A 15223-nucleotide genomic window follows, 5' to 3' on the forward strand; every position below is an offset into this window, starting at 1 on the left:
CATGAACGCCCACTGCGCCCTCGACTACCGCAACCCCGCCGAGGCGGGCCACCCGGCCTTCGCCCCGGGCGCCGAGCAGCAATGGCTGATGCGCTACCTGCCGCTGGTGCGGCGGGTGGTCAGCCAGCTGTCGCTGCAGGCCAACCAGGTGCTGGACCGCGAGGACATGGAGCAGATCGGCCTGATGGGCCTGCTGGAGAGCCTGCGCCGCTACGGCACGCCCGACGAGCAGTTCGCCGGCTTCGCCGTGCTGCGCATCCGTGGCGCCATCCTCGACGAGCTGCGCCGCCAGGACTGGCGCCCGCGCCAGGTGCGGCTGCAGGCGCACAAGGTGCGCGACAGCATCCGCGAGCTGGCCCGGCGCCTGGGCCGCACGCCTGGCGACAAGGAGATCCTCGCCCACACCGGGCTCGACGAGCGCGGCTACCAGGACTACCTGCAGGCCGAATCCTGCGAGGCCATCGAGAGCCTCGACGCGCTGCTGGGCGAGGGCCTGGAGAACCTGGTGGACGGCGAGTCGGCGCTGGAGGCGCGGGTGCTGCGCGAGCGCATGCTGGCCCAGGCCCTGGCGCAGCTCAGCGAGCGCGAGCGCCTGGTGCTGACGCTGTACTACCAGCACGAGCTGAGCCTGAAGGAAATCGCCCTGGTGCTCGAGGTGAGCGACGCCCGGGTCTGTCAACTGAGCAAGCAGGCGCTGAGCAAGGCCTGCCGCTACCTGAGCGAGAGAAGCTGAATCATGCAGAAAATCATAGGCGCGCTGATTATCGTCGCCTGCGTCCTGGGCGGCTACGCCATGGCCCATGGCGAGATGAGCGTGCTCTGGCAGCCGGCGGAGGTGCTCATCATCCTCGGCGCCGGCCTGGGCAGCCTGGTGGTGGCCAACCCGCGCGAGGTCCTGCTGGAAATGCTCGTGCAGATCAAGGGCGTGTTCGTCTACAAGCGCCGCGGCGAGGAGTTCCAGCGCCAGTTGCTGATGCTGCTCTACCAACTGCTGGAGATGGTCGAGGTGGGCGGCCTGAAGGTGCTCGACGAGCACATCGAGGAGCCGGAGCAGAGCGAGCTGTTCGCCCGCTACCCGCTGATCCTCCAGGAAAGGAACCTGATGGCCTTCATCGCCGACAACTTCCGCCTGATGGCCATGGGCAAGATCAGCGCCCACGAGCTGGAGGGCTTCCTGGAGCAGGAGCTGGACGCCATGGAGCAGGCCCTGCTGCAGCCGTCGAAGTCGCTGCACAAGGTCGGCGAGGCCATGCCCGGCTTCGGCATCCTGGCGGCGATCATGGGCATCATCATCACCATGGGCAGCATCGGCGGCACCATCGGTGAAGTAGGCGCCCACGTGGCCGCGGCGCTGGTCGGCACCTTCCTCGGCATCTTCTTCTGCTACTGCGTGCTCGACCCGCTGTCCAACGCCATGGCCCAGCGGGTGAAGACCGAGCTGTCGGCCCTGGAATGCGTGCGCACCACCCTGGTCGCCCATGTTGCCGGCAAGCCCACGCTGCTGGCGGTGGACGCCGGGCGCAAGCTGATCGAGCAGGACGTCAAGCCGGCCTTCCGCCAGCTCGAGACCTGGGTCAACCAGTACGAGGATGAAAGGGAAGCGGCATGAGGCGGCGCGGCGAGCAGAACCACGAGGTCATCATCAAGCGGCGTGGCAAGAAGGGCCACGCCGAGGAGCACAGCTCCGCCTGGAAGGTGGCCTTCGCCGACTTCACCCTGGCGATGATGGCGCTGTTCATGGTGCTCTGGATCGTGCAGCCGCGCAGCGTGATGCAGAACCCGGCGGTGGGTGACCTGCAGAGCAACCCGCTGGTGGACGGCGGCGCCGGGGTGTTCGATGGCTCCAGCCGCACGCCGGTGGAGCTGGATGGCCTGCCCATGCCGGTGCAGCCGCAGAACCCGCCGCGCACCCCCGAGGGCAGCCGCGCCAGCGTCGACGGCAAGCAGCCGGGCGAGGCCAGCGAGCCGCGCCACTACGACTCCAGCGTCGACCTGCAGGAACTGGCGGCGCTGATCCGCGCGGTCTCCGCGCAGACCGACGCGCTGGCCAACATCGAGGTCAAGGTGGTGCCCCAGGGCCTGCGCGTGCTGATCAAGGACGACCCGCAGCGCTTCATGTTCCCCCGCGGCAGCGCCACCCTCGACGCGCATTTCCGCACCCTGCTGGCGGCTCTGGGCGGCGTGCTGGCGAAGGTCGACAACCGCCTTATCCTCAGCGGCCACACCGACGCGGTGCCCTACCGCGGGGCCAACGGCTACAACAACTGGAACCTCTCCGGCGACCGCGCCCTGCAGGCGCGCAACGTGCTGGTGGACGCGGGCCTGCCGGCGCGCAACGTGCTCCAGGTGACCGCCCAGGCCGACGGCATGCCGCTGCTGCCGGAGGACCCGCAGAACGGCGCCAACCGCCGCATCGAGCTGCTGCTGCTGACCGACAGCGCCGAGCAGCTGTACCGCCAGCTGTTCAGCGATGACCAGGCGCGGGTGCAGGTCGGTTCCGACGGGGCGAAGTTCAGCGCGGGGCAGGGCGCTGCGGCCAAGCCTTGAGCGGTTATCAGGCTCTCAGGGCTCGCCGGCGAAGCGCTCGGCACAATACAGCTGGCGGGTTTCCTCGGCGAGCAGGCAGTCGCCGTGGGGCTGCAGGTTGAGCAGGCTGTCGTTCTCGCTGCCGTAGAGCAGGTTGAACAGCAGCTCGTTGTCCAGCTGCGCGGCCTGCTGCAGTTCGGCCAGCTCGCTCTTTTCCACCCGCAGGCGCAGGTGGCCGAGGAAGCCCGACTCGACGCTGCCGGAGGTCTTCTGCACGGTGTCGCCCTGGCGCGTCACGGCATAGAAGTGGCCGTCGCGCAGCAGCAGGCTGTGCTCCAGGCGCAGGCTGCGGCCGTCGGCGAGGACCAGTTGGCCGCTGCTGTGGTAGCGGCCATCGAACTCGCTGGCGGAGCGGTAGTTGAGCCAGGTGGCGGCCATGCCGGCGAGCAGGCCCAGGCTCAGCAGGGCGCTGCCGGCGAACAGGTGGCTGCGCTTCATGGCAGGCAGCTCCGCAACTGGTCGTCGGCCAGGCGCGCGAGCTGGTCCTGGTGGATCAGCAGCAGGCGAGTGGACGCGTCCTCGGTACTGCAGGCCAATTCGTAGAAGCCGGCATGGCGCGACAGGGTGAAATGCGCAGGCCGTTCGCTCAGCGCGGCCAGGCGCGCGCTCAGGGCGCCGGTGCGCTCGCGCAGCTGGGCCAGGCCCTGGGGGCGCGCGTCGAGGTAGGTGAAATGCTTGTTGCCGATGTCCAGGTCCGCGCGCAGGCCCTGGGTCCGCTGCAGGCCGTAGTGGAGCGTGGCGGCCAGGGCCACGCCGGCCAGCAGCACGGGCGCCGCCACGGCCAGCAGTTCGGGCCTGCACCAGCGACGGTGCGGGCTGGCGGGCATGGGGGGCGTGGCCGGCACTTGCCCGGAGGTGGCCGTTTCTTCGGCCTCTACCGGTGCGCACACGGCGAAGCGCGGGTTGAGCATGTAGCCGCGGCGCGGCAGGGTCTGGATGATCTCGCGGCGCTTCTCGTCGCCGAGGATCTGGCGCAGGGTGTAGATCTGCTGGTTGAGGCTGCCCTGGCCGACCACCCGGTCGCTCCAGGCGTGGGCCAGCAACTCGTCGCGCGCCACCACCTCGCCGGGCTGGCGCAGCAGGCGCTCGAGCAGGCGGCTGCCGGAGAACCCCAGTTCGACCTTTTCCTCGAAGCCCTCGCGCTGCAGCACCAGTTGGTACAGCTCGGGCTGGAAGTGGGCGAGGCAGCCATCGGCCAGGCCGGTACGGATGATACGGACGGGAAGGGGGCGGGCGTCGGCGACGGGCGTGATCTGAATCATGTCCATGTAGGGGCCGGCAGTCCGTCCTTGTACGAATTCGTAAGGGGTTCGTTGCAGAGGGGCGACATTCTGGCGTCAATAAAATATAGAGACAAGTCCCATTCCTGTACCTTTCTTGCTTGACAGATTGCCCGCACCGTCTGCGCCACGGGATTTCCCGGCCCAACGACAAACGCCCCGAACGGGTCGGGGCGTTTGTCGGCGGTCAGCTGCGAGGGGCGGATCAGCCCAGCAGGGACATGACCATGCCCGGCATCTGGCCGGCCTGCTTGAGCATGGAGATGCCGGACTGCATCAGCATGCTGTTCTTGGTCATGGCGGCCGATTCGGAGGCGAAGTCGGCGTCCATGATGGTGCCCTTGGCCACGTCGGTGTTGTCCTTCATGTTGGCCAGGTTGTTGGCGGTGTGGTTCAGGCGGTTGATGTTGGCGCCGAACTGGGCGCGCAGGGTGCCGATGCTGTCCAGGGCGGTGCTCAGCTTGTCGATCATGCCGTTGGCGCTGGCGGCGCTGAGTTCGCTGCCGCTGGCGGCGGTGGCTGCGCCGCTGGCGGCGTAGACCGAGGAGATGTCGCTGAGCTTGGTGGCGACGTCGGTCAGGTTGGTGGAGGCGTCCACCGCCAGGGTCTCGGCGCTGCTGGCGCCGATCTGGAAGCTGATGGAGGCGGAGAACTTGCCATTGCTGCCGTCGACTTCGGTGCCGTCGCTGAACAGCTTGTCGCCGGCGTAGCTGGTGTTCTTCATGATGTTGGCCAGCTCTTTGCCCAGCTCGTCGTACTCGGCCTGCATGGAGTCCTGGTCCTTGGAGCTGTTGGTGCCGTTGGAGGACTGGGTGGCCAGGTCCTTCATGCGCTGGACGATGTCGGTCATCTCGCTGAAGGCGCCTTCGGCGGTCTGCAGCAGGGACACGGAGTCGTTGACGTTGCGGGTGGCCACGGCCATGCCGCGGGACTGGGCGTCCAGGCGGGTGGCGATCTGCAGGCCGGCGGCGTCGTCGGCGGCGCTGTTCACGCGGTAACCGGTGCCCAGGCGCTGCTGGTTGGTGGCCAGCTTGGCGTTGGTCTTGTTCAGGTTGGTCTGGGTGGTCAGGGCGGAATAGTTGGTATGGATCGACAGAGCCATGGAATGAATCCTCGGATTGGGCTTGTGTAAAGCCGGCTTTGATCGCCTGCTGAAGGGGTAGGGCGACTGGGGTGGAAAGTCGCTTAAGGGCCGGTTCGAGAAATTCTTTCGGGGGAGGTGGTGTCTGGCTCTTGATCGCTAACCTTGGGCTTGCGCACCTCTCTACCAATCGTCATTCCCGCGAACGCGGGAAACCAGTGGATTGGGGCTTGGTGTAGCGCGCCGCTCCGAGTCTGCGGAGATTTTTTGTTTCGCCCCCTCGGGCGAGTCACTTTTGTCAAACGCCACAAAAGTAACCAAAAAGGCTTGCCCCGCCATACGGGCCCGATGAAGCCGGGCTACCCTCGCGAACTCCCCCGCCACGGAGGCCCGCCCCGAGGGTACGTCCCTGTAGCCCATCGGGGCTCTCGCGACATCCATGTCGCATGACCTCCTGAGCGCCGGTTTCGCTCGGCCTTCTGAAGGGGCGTTCCGGTGCGCTTGGATGTTCCTCTGGAAAACCGTAGGGCGCATAACGCCTACGGCGTTATCCGCCATCGTCGTCGGGCATCGGTGTTTGGGCTAACGGCGGATAACCGCGAACGGTTATTCGCCCTACGAGTTTGCCGGCTGACGCTGTGTTATCCGCCTGCTCGGACGGCCCCCTCTCCCTTCAGGGAGAGGGTTGGGGAGAGGGGCGGACTTCGCTCACGCACCTCTGCCAACCCTGGCTCCGCTCCCCCTCCCTAACCCTCCCCCGCAAGCGGGAGAGGGAACCGTTCGGCGTGATGCGAAACCGCGAAGCTCCCGGAGGCGCATAACGCCTGCGGCGTTATCCGCCAAATCGCGGACAGAGTCCGCTCCTACGGTTCCGGGACACACCGTCGTAGGAGCGGACTCCGTCCGCGATTGGGTTCACCGGCCGCGCCGGACGCTCCGGTAACACGGCCAACGGCGGATAACCGCGAACGATCATCCGCCCTGCGCGCGCTTTCATTCGAAGGTGCTGCTGACCACCCCCGCCTCGATCACCCGCGCCTGGATCACCTTCTCGCTGCTCAGGTTGCGCACCTTGATCACTTCCCCCTGCTGCCCGTTGGCCAGGGCCTCGCCCGGGGTGCTGGCCTGGATGCCCTCGCGGCTGGCGCTGATGCGCACCTGCTGGCCGCGCCTGACCAGTTGGGCGCTGGCGAGTACCTGGGGGGTGAGCAGCTGGCCGGCGCGCAGGCGGCGGCGGGCGCCCTGGCCGATGACCTGTTCGGGGCGGGTGAAGAAGCCGTGGTGGGCGCGGGCTATGTTCTGCGCTTGCAGCTTCAGGTCGGCGGCGGCCAGGACCTGGCCGCGGTCGACCATGCCGGCGGTCACCAGCACCGGCAGGAAGGCGTCGGCCTGGCTGCTGACCGTCACCGACCAGCCGGCGCCGTCGGTGCAGCGGACTTCGTAGCGCTGGCGGGCCAGGGTCGAGGGCTCGTCGCTGCGCCGCTGCACTTGCAGCGGCTGGCTGCAGGGCGCGGGCGGCAGGCTGCCGAGCAGTTCGTGGCTGAACTGGCTGCGCAGGCCCTGCCAGCCGTTGCGCCGGGCTTCTTCGCGCAGCTGGGCGTCCAGTTGCGCGCTCACCGCCCGCTCGATCTGCGCGCGAACCTCGCCGGCTGCCTCGGTGGCGGGGCTGGCCAGGCTGCCGGCGAGGACCAGGAAGAGGGCGGAAAGGCTTTTTCCGCCCCGGCCCGCCAGGCGACGCAAAAGCGGAAGCCGGGGGGCGGCCGGGGGTTGCCGATGCTGGCTGCAAGTCAATGAAATCAAGGCTTTGCTCGCTGTTCTCAAGTTAGGCACGGTTCCTGCTGAAGGGGACGCCAGCAAGAGTCAGGCCGGAGACAGCCACCGATGAGCATACGGGTAGAAGAATCCCTCGCCGTGCACGTGCGCGCGCTGCAGGTCCGCACCCAGCGCAGCGAAATCCTCGCCGCCAACCTGGCGAACCAGGACACCCCGGGCTTCCTCGCCCGCGACATCGACTTCGCCGGCGAGATGCGCCGCCTCGACCCGCAGGCCGAGGACGCCGGGCTGGCTTTCGCCGACGACAGCGCGCAACTGAAGTACCGCATCCCCAACCAGCCGTCGGAAGACGGCAACACCGTCGAGCAGGGCGTGGAGCAGTCGGAGTTCGCCCGCAACGCCATGGGCTTCCAGACCAGCCTGACCTTCCTCGGCATGAAGTTCCGCGGCCTCAGGCAGGCCATCGAAGGACGTTGAGCATGGCACTGGACTCCATCTACCGCATCGCCGGTTCCGCGATGACCGCGCAGACCGTGCGCCTGAACACCGTGGCCAGCAACCTGGCCAACGCCGATTCCGCCGCCTCCAGCGCCGACGCCGCGTACAAGGCGCGCAAGCCGATGTTCGCCGCCGTGTACGGCAACGACGAGCTGAGCCGCGACGCCGGCATGGGCGGCGCCCGCGTGCAGGTGCTCGACGTGGTGACTTCCGGCACGCAGGCGCAGCGCCGCTACGAACCGAACAACCCGCTGGCCAACCGCGACGGCTACGTCTACTACCCGGACGTCAACGAGATCGAGGAAATGACCGACATGATGTCGGCCACCCGCAGCTTCGAGACCAGCGTCGACGTCCTCAACCGCGTACGCAGCATGCAGCAGGGCCTGCTGAAGCTGGGAGAGCAGTCATGACCAGCAGCGTCAACGGCACCGGCTCCACCAATGGCGGCAGCACCGGCGGCGACAGCGTCGGCGTCAACCTGACCGACGTGTCGCAACTGCAGAACAACTTCATCACCCTGATGGTCGCGCAGATCCAGTACCAGGACCCGACCGACCCGGTGGACAGCACCCAGTTCGTCAACCAGTACTCGCAGCTGTCCCAGGTGCAGAGCCTGGAGAACCTCAACACCATCCAGAAGAACAGCCTGGTGCTCGCCGACAACCTGCAGAACCTCACCGCCGCCGGGCTGGTGGGGCAGAAGGTGATGGTCTCGGTGGACAGCCTGCAGCTGAACGGCGCCGCGGTCGATGGCCAGGTGCAGCTGGAGCACGCCTCCACCAGCACCACCCTGAAGCTGACCAGCGCCGCCACCGGCGAGGTCACCAGGCTCGCCCTCGGCCCGCAGGAGGCCGGCAGCGTCGGCTTCAGCGTCGACCCGCAGAAGCTCGGCCTGGCGCCGGGCAAGTACAGCGTCGAGGTCGAGACCAGCAGCGGCGAGAAGCCCAAGGTCGAGGTCGGCGGCAAGGTCAGCCACGTGCGCGTCAGCGACAGCGGCCCGGTACTGGAAGTGGAGGGCGCCGGTTCCGTGCCCTTCTACAACATCGTCGAATTCGGCAGCGCGGCTGCCTGATCCCGCCCAGGAGCGAACCCGATGAGCTTCAACATTTCCCTGACCGGGCTGAACGCCGTCAGCGAGCAGCTGGATACCGTCAGCAACAACATCGCCAACGTCGGCACCGTCGGCTTCAAGTCCTCGCGCACCGAGTTCGGCAGCGTCTACGCCGACAGCCAGGCGATGGGCGTGGAGGTGCTGGGCAACACCCAGAGCATCAGCCTCGGCGGCAGCCTCACCAACACCAGCCGCAACCTCGACCTGGCCATTTCCGGCGCCGGCTTCTTCATGGTCAAGAGCGCCACCGGCGAGACCCAGTACACCCGCGCCGGGGTGTTCAACACCGACAACGCCAACTACATGGTCAACGCCTCCGGCCAGCGCCTGCAGGGCTACTCGGTGGACGCCGCCGGCAACCTGCAGGCCGGCGTGCTCGGCGACCTGCAGGTGAAGACCGCCAGCCTGCCGGCCAAGCCCACCGACAGCCTGGCCTTCGTCGCCAACCTCGACGCCGACGAGGCCGTGCCGGCGCTGGCCTTCGACCCGGCCAACGCCTCCACCTACAACTCCACCTACACCACCAAGGTCTACGACTCCCAGGGCAAGGAACACACCCTGACGCAGTACTTCGTGAAGACCGCCGACAACGCCTGGACCAGCCACTACTATGCCGACGGCAACGCCGTGGGCACCCAGGCGCTGAGCTTCGACAGCGCCGGCATGCTGACCTCGCCGAATGCGCCCTTCACCCTCAACGTCGGCGGCCTGGCCGGCGGCGTGAACGCCCTGGCGGTCAGCGTCGACTACACCGGCACCACCCAGTACGGCTCCGACTTCGCCGTCACCACCAACAAGGCCTCCGGTTATGCCTCCGGCGACAAGACCGGCCTGACCGTCGACGACGACGGCATGGTCTACGTCAACTACAGCAACGGCCAGCGCCTGCTGCAGGGCCAGGTGGTGCTGGCCAGTTTCGTCAACCCCGAGGGCCTGCGCGCGGTCAGCGGCACCGCCTGGACCGAGACCTCGGCCTCCGGCGGCCCGCTGGTGGGCGCCCCCGGCGGCGGCCAGTTCGGCGACCTGGTGGCCGGCGCGCTGGAAGGCTCCAACGTCGACCTCACCGCGCAACTGGTGAACCTGATGGAAGGCCAGCGCAACTACCAGGCCAACACCAAGGTGCTGACCACCGACAAGGAACTCACCCAAGCGCTGTTCAGCGCCATCTGAGGCTGACCCATGGACCGCCTGGCCTACACCGCGATGAGCGCCGCCAGCCGCACCCTGCAGTCGCTGCAGGTGCGCGCCAACAACCTGGCCAATGCCAACACCCCGGGCTTCCGCGCCGACATGGAGCGCGTCAGCGCCGTGGACGTGACCGGCTACGGCTACGACAGCCGGCACCTGGCGCGCCTGGAGAACAACGGCGTCGACATGGCCCCCGGCACCCTCACGGTGACCGGCCGCGACCTCGACTTCGCCATCCGCGGCCAGGGCCTGATCGCCCTGCAGGACGGCGAGGGCGAGGCCTACACCCGCCACGGCAGCATGCTGGTGGACAGCGAAGGGCGGCTGACCATCAACGGCCGCCAGGTGCTGGGGGAGGGCGGCCCGATCGTCCTGCCCGAGTACGACAGCGTGAACATCGGCGAGGACGGCACCGTCTCGGTGATGCCCCGCGGCGACTACCTGATGACCGAGATGGACCGCATCAAGCTGGTCGACGCCCCGGCCGCCGAGTTGCAGAAGAACGCCGCCGGCCTGCTGGTGCGCAAGGACGGCCAGCCGGCGGAGGCCGCCGAGAACGTGCGCCTGGTCAGCGGCTACCTGGAGGCGAGCAACGTGTCGTCCATCGACCAGCTCACCGCCACCATGAGCCTGAACCGCATGTTCGAGACCCAGGTGAAGATGATGAAGGCGGCCGAGGACATGGCGTCCGCCGGCGACCGCCTGCTGCGCGACTGACGCGCCCCGTACAACCCGGCCGCGCCGCGCGCGGCCCGCTAAGGAGATACCGCATGAGTTCGGCACTGTGGGTGAGCAAGACCGGCCTGGCCGCGCAGGACACCGCGCTGTCGGCGGTGGCCAACAACCTGGCCAACGTCAACACCACCGGCTTCAAGAGCGACCGGGTGGTCTTCGAGGACCTGTTCTATTCCATCGACCGCCAGCCCGGCGCCCAGGCCGACCAGGTCAACACCGTGCCCTCGGGCATCCAGCTGGGCAGCGGCGTGCGCGTGGCCGGCACGCAGAAGGTGTTCACCGAAGGCAGCATGCAGACCACCGGCCAGCCGATGGACCTGGCCGTGGTCGGCCGTGGCTTCTTCCAGGTGGAAGCGCCCAACGGCGACACCCTGTACACCGAGAACGGCCAGCTGCAGCTCAATGCCGACGGCGTGGTGGTCAACGCTCAGGGCCTGCCGCTGATCCCCAACATCGAGGTGCCGGCCGGCAGCAGCAGCTTCACCGTGGGCAGCGACGGCACCGTCAGCGCGATCATGGCCGGCGAGACGCAGCCGACCCAGCTCGGCCAGATCACCCTGGTCAACTTCACCAACCCGGCCGGCCTGGAAGCCCTGGGCGGCAACCTCTACCGCGAGACCGTGGCCAGCGGCCAGCCGGTGGAGGGCGTGCCCGGCGAGGACGGCCTGGGCACCCTCAAGCAGGGTGTGCTGGAAGGCTCCAACGTGCAGGTGGTGGAGGCGATGGTGAACATGATCGCCATCCAGCGCGCCTACGAGGCCAACGCCAAGGTGCTGGACGCCGCCTCCGGCATGCAGCAGTTCCTCAACCAGACCGTATGACCGCCATGAGCCGCCTGCCGACGCTGCTCGCCCTGCTGCTATTGGGCGGCTGCGCGAGCTTCGACGAGATGCTCCCGGACGAGGACTCCAGCGCCTACCAGCCGCCGACCCTCGACTACAGCCTGCCGCCCACCAGCGGCGGCGGCCTGTACCGCCCCGGCTACTACGGCGGCCTGGTGCAGGACCAGCGCGCCCTGCGGGTGGGCGACGTGCTCACCGTGGTGCTGGAAGAGCAGACGCAGTCGAGCAAGAGCGCCGGCACCAGCTTCGACAAGAGCTCCAGCCTGGGCATCGGCATCCCCACCATCCTCGGCCACAGCTACGACCGCCTGGAAAGCTCGGCGGACAGCTCGCGGGACTTCAAGGGCGACGCCAAGAGCGAGCAGCAGAACTCCCTGCGCGGCGCCATCGCGGTGACCGTGCACCAGGTGCTGCCCAACGGCACCCTGGTGGTCCGCGGCGAGAAGAACCTGCGCCTGAACCAGGGCTCGGAGTTCATCCGCCTCACCGGCCTGGTGCGGGTGGAGGACATCAACCGCAACAACCAGGTGTCCTCGCAGAACGTCGCCAACGCCAACATCTCCTACGCCGGGCGCGGCGTGCTCAACGACAGCAACTCGGCCGGCTGGCTGACGCGCTTCTTCACCCACCCCCTGTTCCCGCTGTGAGGCGCTGCCGGCCATGCGAGCCATCCTGAAGTACCTGCTGCCGCTGGCGCTGTCCTGCTGGCCCCTGGCGAGCCGCGCCGTGCCGCTGCTGGAACTGGTGGACGTGGAGGGCATCCGCGGCAACCAGCTGATCGGCTACGGCCTGGTGGTCGGCCTCGACGGCACCGGCGACAAGACCCAGGTGAAGTTCACCAGCCAGTCGGTGGTGAACATGATCAAGCAGTTCGGCGTGAACCTGCCGGCCAACATCGACCCCAAGCTGAAGAACGTCGCCGCGGTGAGCATCACCGCCGAAGTGCCGCCCTCGTTCAGCCCGGGGCAGACGGTGGACGTCACCGTCTCCTCGCTGGGCGACGCCAAGAGCCTGCGCGGCGGCCAGCTGCTGCTCACGCCGCTGCGCGGCATCGACGGCGAGACCTACGCCCTGGCCCAGGGCGCGGTGGCCGTGGGCGGCCTCAACGCCAGCGGCCAGAGCGGCTCCAGCGTCACCATCAACACCGCCAACGGCGGGCGCATCCCCAATGGCGCGACCATCGAGCGGATGATCCCCAGCGACTTCGCCAGCCGCCCGGACATCATGCTCAACCTGCGCCAGCCCAGCTTCCAGACCGCCGCGCACATCGTCACCGCCCTGGACAACCTGCTCGGCGCCGGCAGCGCCCAGGCCCTGGACGGCACCAAGGTCAGCGTGCGCGCGCCGGTCTCGGCCAACCAGCGCACCAGCTTCATGGCCCTGCTCGAAGGGGTGGAGGTGCAGGAAGGCCGCGAACGGCCGAAGGTGGTGTTCAACAGCCGCACCGGCACCGTGGTCATCGGCCAGGGCGTGCGGGTGAAGGCCGCCGCGGTGTCCCACGGCAGCCTCACCGTGACCATCAGCGAGAACCCCCAGGTCAGCCAGCCGGCGCCGTTCTCCGGCGGCCGCACCACGGTCACGCCGCAGTCCGACGTCAACGTCGCCCAGGACAAGAAGCCGATGTTCCGCTGGCCCGAGGGCGCCAGCCTGCAGGGCATCATCGACACCGTGAACAGCCTCGGCGCCACCCCGGACGACGTCATGAGCATTCTCCAGGCGCTGGAGAAGGCCGGCGCGCTGAACGCCGAACTCATCATCATCTAGGGCGCGCGCATGAGCATCGTTTCACTCCCCACCGCGCTGAACGCCGCGCGCGGCCAGGACGGCAACCCCCAGGCGCGCCTGGAGGCGGCCGCCGAGCAGTTCGAGGCGCTGTTCCTGCAGCAGATCCTCAAGCAGATGCGCAAGGCCGGCGACGTGCTCTCGGCCGGCGGCATCACCCGCAGCCGCGACCTGGACACCATGCGCGACTTCTACGATGGCGTGCTCGCCGACAACCTGGCCGAGCGCAAGCAGACCGGCATCGCCGCGCTGCTGGTACGCCAGCTTTCCGGGCACGACGCCGACGGCCGCGGCGAGATGCTCGCCGGCGGCGACCGCATGGGCATGCCGCGCAGCCTGCAGCAGGCCGTGGTGGCCGACTGGCAACGCGGCGTGCAGAGCGTCGGGCGGCTCTGGCAGCGTGGCAGCGCGGCCTTCGGCGAGCTGGTGGACAGCCTGATCGACCACGAGTCCGCCGGCGACATCGCCGCCGTCTCGGCCAAGGGCGCCCGCGGCCTGATGCAGCTGATGCCCGACACCGCGCGGGAAATGGCCGCCAAGCTGGGCCTGGACTTCGACGAACAGCGCCTGACCCGCGACGGTGCCTACAACCGCCAGCTCGGCAGTGCCTACCTCGACCAGATGCTGCAGCGCTACGATGGCCACCGCGCCCTGGCCCTGGCCGCCTACAACGCCGGCCCCGGCCGCGTCGACGAATGGCTGAAGAGCAACGGCGACCCGCGCCGCGGCGAGATCAGCGGCGAGGCCTGGATCGAGCGCATCCCCTTCGAGGAAACCCGCCGCTACACCCGCGGCATCCTCGACGACCTGGCCCGCCGCGGCCAGGCCACGGCACCGGCGCCGCTTAAGCCGGCGGCCGAACCGGTCGCCTATCAGCAGCAGGGCACGCAACACCAGGCCATGTCCGCCGCCTTCGCCCAACCGATCCGCCTTCAGCCCAAAGGGAAGCAGTCGTGAGCAATTTGACGCAGATCGCCTACAGTGGCGTGCGCGCCTCGGAGATCGGCCTGTCGATCACCGGGCAGAACACCTCCAACGTCAACACCCCCGGGTTCAGCCGCCTGTCGGTGCTCACCAGCTCCCTTGGCGGGCAGGGCTCGCTGAGCCCCGGCGGCGGGGTGAAGGTGACCGGCATCCGGCGCATGTCCGACGACTTCCTCAGCCAGCAGCTGTGGCGCGCCACCACCGCGCAGAACTACTACAGCAACGCCCAGCAGTACCTGGGCGCGCTGGAGGACCTGATGTCCAGCGACGGTGCCAGCATCAGCGTCGGCCTGGACAACTTCTTCGCCGCCCTGAGCGAGGCCAGCGCCACCCCGGATTCCACCGCCCTGCGCCAGCAGATCATCGCCGAGGCCGGCAACCTGGCGCAGCGCTTCAACACGCTCTCCGGCAACATCGACACCCAGCTCAAGTCCCTGCAGGAACAGCGCGGCACCATGGTCGGCGAGATCAACGGCCTGACCTCGAACATCGCCCTGCTGAACAAGAAGATCGTCGCCGCGCAGTCCGCCGCCGCCGACCCCTCGGCCCTGCAGGACCAGCGCGACGCCCTGATCACCCAGCTCAGCCAGTACAGCAGCATCCGCACCTCGGCCGCCGCCGACGGCTCCATCTCGGTGTCCCTGGCCAACGGCCAGCCGCTGGTGGCCGGCGCCTCCGCCGCGCAGCTGAAGGTCAGCCTGACCAGCAGTGGCGAGCAGGACGTCAGCCTGGCCTTCGCCGGCACCCAGTTCGCCATCGACCAGCAGGACCTGGGCGGCGCCATGGGCGCGCTGCACGACACCGAATACCAGACCCTGCGGCCGAACCTCGACAGCCTGGCGCAGATGGCCACCCAGGTGGCCGACCTGGTCAACTCCACCCTGGCCGGCGGCTACGACCTGAACGGCAACCCCGGCCAGGCATTGCTGCAGGCCAACGCCGGCAGCACCGGCAAGCTGCTCAGCCTTACCGGCCTGCAGCCTTCCGAACTGGCGCTGTCCGACAGCGCCGGGGAGAAGGGCAACAACGGCAACCTGCTGAAACTGATCGACCTGAAGAGCCAGGTCATCACCGTCGACGGCAACGCCGTGACGCTCAACGACGCCTACGCCGGGCTGATCGGCCGGGTGGCCAGCGACAGCCGGCAGAACCAGGCCGACCTGGACACCGCCAAGGCCGTGACGCAGCAGGCGCAGAACCAGCGCGACAGCGTCAGCGCGGTGAACCTGGACGAGGAGGCGGTCAACCTGATGACCTACCAGCAGGCCTACCAGGCCAACATGAAGGTCATCAGCACCGCCAAGGACCTGTTCGACAGCATGCTCGCGGCCTTCTGAACGCCGTAGCCCGCCACCCGACG

The 15223-nt window shown here is 68.6% G+C and carries 17 protein-coding genes; 13 read left to right on the plus strand and 4 right to left on the minus strand.

All coding sequences use genetic code 11. The annotated features are described in order from the left end of the window. The first annotated feature begins 1 nt into the window (after position 1). Genes VV867_RS05640 through VV867_RS05650 form a run of 3 tightly spaced genes read left to right on the plus strand, consistent with a single transcriptional unit; the run spans position 2 to position 2547 of the window. Positions 2-733, plus strand: coding sequence for a FliA/WhiG family RNA polymerase sigma factor (locus tag VV867_RS05640; RefSeq protein WP_109935506.1), 732 nt, complete (start codon positions 2-4; stop codon positions 731-733). Between the two features lie 3 nt (positions 734-736). Further along, positions 737-1609, plus strand: a complete 873-nt coding sequence (gene motA, locus VV867_RS05645) for a flagellar motor stator protein MotA (protein WP_109935505.1) — start codon at positions 737-739, stop codon at positions 1607-1609. Beyond that, a complete protein-coding gene (locus VV867_RS05650) occupies positions 1606-2547 on the plus strand; it encodes an OmpA family protein (protein ID WP_109935504.1) in 942 nt (313 codons plus the stop codon). The genes motA and VV867_RS05650 overlap by 4 nt, the downstream gene beginning before the upstream one ends. Positions 2548-2562: 15 nt before the next feature. On the opposite strand, the gene VV867_RS05655 is transcribed toward VV867_RS05650, so the two are convergent. The 4 genes from VV867_RS05655 to flgA all read right to left on the minus strand — a co-directional run bounded on the left by VV867_RS05655 (position 2563) and on the right by flgA (position 6687). Further along, positions 2563-3024, minus strand: coding sequence for a hypothetical protein (locus VV867_RS05655; protein ID WP_109935503.1), 462 nt, complete (start codon positions 3022-3024; stop codon positions 2563-2565). Then, entirely contained in the window at positions 3021-3854 is an 834-nt protein-coding gene (locus VV867_RS05660; RefSeq protein ID WP_328565829.1) for a winged helix-turn-helix domain-containing protein, read from the minus strand. The genes VV867_RS05655 and VV867_RS05660 overlap by 4 nt, the downstream gene beginning before the upstream one ends. Positions 3855-4071: 217 nt before the next feature. Beyond that, on the minus strand, positions 4072-4968 hold the full coding sequence (gene lafA, locus VV867_RS05665) for a lateral flagellin LafA (RefSeq protein WP_109935501.1): 897 nt from the start codon (positions 4966-4968) through the stop codon (positions 4072-4074). Positions 4969-5940: 972 nt separating this feature from the next. Continuing rightward, on the minus strand, positions 5941-6687 hold the full coding sequence (gene flgA / locus VV867_RS05670; protein WP_328565830.1) for a flagellar basal body P-ring formation chaperone FlgA: 747 nt from the start codon (positions 6685-6687) through the stop codon (positions 5941-5943). A 141-nt stretch (positions 6688-6828) separates the two neighbouring features. On the opposite strand from flgA, the gene flgB reads away from it, so the two are divergent. Genes flgB through flgK form a run of 10 tightly spaced genes read left to right on the plus strand, consistent with a single transcriptional unit; the run spans position 6829 to position 15200 of the window. Beyond that, the gene (gene flgB, locus VV867_RS05675) at positions 6829-7197 is read left to right on the plus strand and encodes a flagellar basal body rod protein FlgB (RefSeq protein WP_089393475.1); all 369 of its coding nucleotides are present in this window, start codon (positions 6829-6831) and stop codon (positions 7195-7197) included. 2 nt (positions 7198-7199) lie between these two features. After that, complete coding sequence (gene flgC / locus VV867_RS05680; protein WP_275629926.1) at positions 7200-7631, plus strand: flagellar basal body rod protein FlgC; 432 nt, start codon at positions 7200-7202, stop codon at positions 7629-7631. After that, entirely contained in the window at positions 7628-8293 is a 666-nt protein-coding gene (locus VV867_RS05685; protein WP_328565831.1) for a flagellar hook capping FlgD N-terminal domain-containing protein, read from the plus strand. The genes flgC and VV867_RS05685 overlap by 4 nt, the downstream gene beginning before the upstream one ends. A 21-nt stretch (positions 8294-8314) precedes the next feature. Then, positions 8315-9502, plus strand: a complete 1188-nt coding sequence (gene flgE, locus VV867_RS05690; protein ID WP_089393472.1) for a flagellar hook protein FlgE — start codon at positions 8315-8317, stop codon at positions 9500-9502. 9 nt (positions 9503-9511) lie between these two features. After that, positions 9512-10237, plus strand: a complete 726-nt coding sequence (locus tag VV867_RS05695) for a flagellar basal body rod protein FlgF (protein ID WP_328565832.1) — start codon at positions 9512-9514, stop codon at positions 10235-10237. A 53-nt stretch (positions 10238-10290) separates the two neighbouring features. Further along, positions 10291-11076: a flagellar basal-body rod protein FlgG gene (flgG, locus tag VV867_RS05700; protein WP_275629928.1), complete on the plus strand. Its 786-nt coding sequence runs from the start codon at positions 10291-10293 to the stop codon at positions 11074-11076. 5 nt (positions 11077-11081) lie between these two features. Beyond that, positions 11082-11744: a flagellar basal body L-ring protein FlgH gene (gene flgH, locus VV867_RS05705; RefSeq protein WP_109933009.1), complete on the plus strand. Its 663-nt coding sequence runs from the start codon at positions 11082-11084 to the stop codon at positions 11742-11744. A 13-nt stretch (positions 11745-11757) separates the two neighbouring features. Beyond that, positions 11758-12861, plus strand: coding sequence for a flagellar basal body P-ring protein FlgI (locus VV867_RS05710; RefSeq protein ID WP_109932746.1), 1104 nt, complete (start codon positions 11758-11760; stop codon positions 12859-12861). Between the two features lie 9 nt (positions 12862-12870). Continuing rightward, positions 12871-13836, plus strand: a complete 966-nt coding sequence (locus VV867_RS05715) for a lytic transglycosylase domain-containing protein (protein ID WP_109932748.1) — start codon at positions 12871-12873, stop codon at positions 13834-13836. After that, positions 13833-15200: a flagellar hook-associated protein FlgK gene (gene flgK / locus VV867_RS05720; protein WP_328565833.1), complete on the plus strand. Its 1368-nt coding sequence runs from the start codon at positions 13833-13835 to the stop codon at positions 15198-15200. The genes VV867_RS05715 and flgK overlap by 4 nt, the downstream gene beginning before the upstream one ends. The last annotated feature ends 23 nt before the right edge of the window (positions 15201-15223 follow it).

It is taken from the genome of Pseudomonas sp. JH-2 (genome assembly GCF_036231725.1).
In the GTDB taxonomy this organism is placed as follows: domain Bacteria; phylum Pseudomonadota; class Gammaproteobacteria; order Pseudomonadales; family Pseudomonadaceae; genus Pseudomonas; species Pseudomonas delhiensis.

Excerpts from the sequence above, each read along its gene's own strand:
- VV867_RS05640 (WP_109935506.1), top strand. The coding sequence starts at position 2 with ATGAACGCCCACTGCGCCCTCGACTACCGCAACCCCGCCGAGGCGGGC.
- motA (WP_109935505.1), top strand. The coding sequence starts at position 737 with ATGCAGAAAATCATAGGCGCGCTGATTATCGTCGCCTGCGTCCTGGGC.
- VV867_RS05650 (WP_109935504.1), top strand. The coding sequence starts at position 1,606 with ATGAGGCGGCGCGGCGAGCAGAACCACGAGGTCATCATCAAGCGGCGT.
- VV867_RS05655 (WP_109935503.1), bottom strand. The coding sequence starts at position 3,024 with ATGAAGCGCAGCCACCTGTTCGCCGGCAGCGCCCTGCTGAGCCTGGGC.
- VV867_RS05660 (WP_328565829.1), bottom strand. The coding sequence starts at position 3,854 with ATGGACATGATTCAGATCACGCCCGTCGCCGACGCCCGCCCCCTTCCC.
- lafA (WP_109935501.1), bottom strand. The coding sequence starts at position 4,968 with ATGGCTCTGTCGATCCATACCAACTATTCCGCCCTGACCACCCAGACC.
- flgB (WP_089393475.1), top strand. The coding sequence starts at position 6,829 with ATGAGCATACGGGTAGAAGAATCCCTCGCCGTGCACGTGCGCGCGCTG.
- flgC (WP_275629926.1), top strand. The coding sequence starts at position 7,200 with ATGGCACTGGACTCCATCTACCGCATCGCCGGTTCCGCGATGACCGCG.
- VV867_RS05685 (WP_328565831.1), top strand. The coding sequence starts at position 7,628 with ATGACCAGCAGCGTCAACGGCACCGGCTCCACCAATGGCGGCAGCACC.
- flgE (WP_089393472.1), top strand. The coding sequence starts at position 8,315 with ATGAGCTTCAACATTTCCCTGACCGGGCTGAACGCCGTCAGCGAGCAG.
- VV867_RS05695 (WP_328565832.1), top strand. The coding sequence starts at position 9,512 with ATGGACCGCCTGGCCTACACCGCGATGAGCGCCGCCAGCCGCACCCTG.
- flgG (WP_275629928.1), top strand. The coding sequence starts at position 10,291 with ATGAGTTCGGCACTGTGGGTGAGCAAGACCGGCCTGGCCGCGCAGGAC.
- flgH (WP_109933009.1), top strand. The coding sequence starts at position 11,082 with ATGAGCCGCCTGCCGACGCTGCTCGCCCTGCTGCTATTGGGCGGCTGC.
- VV867_RS05710 (WP_109932746.1), top strand. The coding sequence starts at position 11,758 with ATGCGAGCCATCCTGAAGTACCTGCTGCCGCTGGCGCTGTCCTGCTGG.
- VV867_RS05715 (WP_109932748.1), top strand. The coding sequence starts at position 12,871 with ATGAGCATCGTTTCACTCCCCACCGCGCTGAACGCCGCGCGCGGCCAG.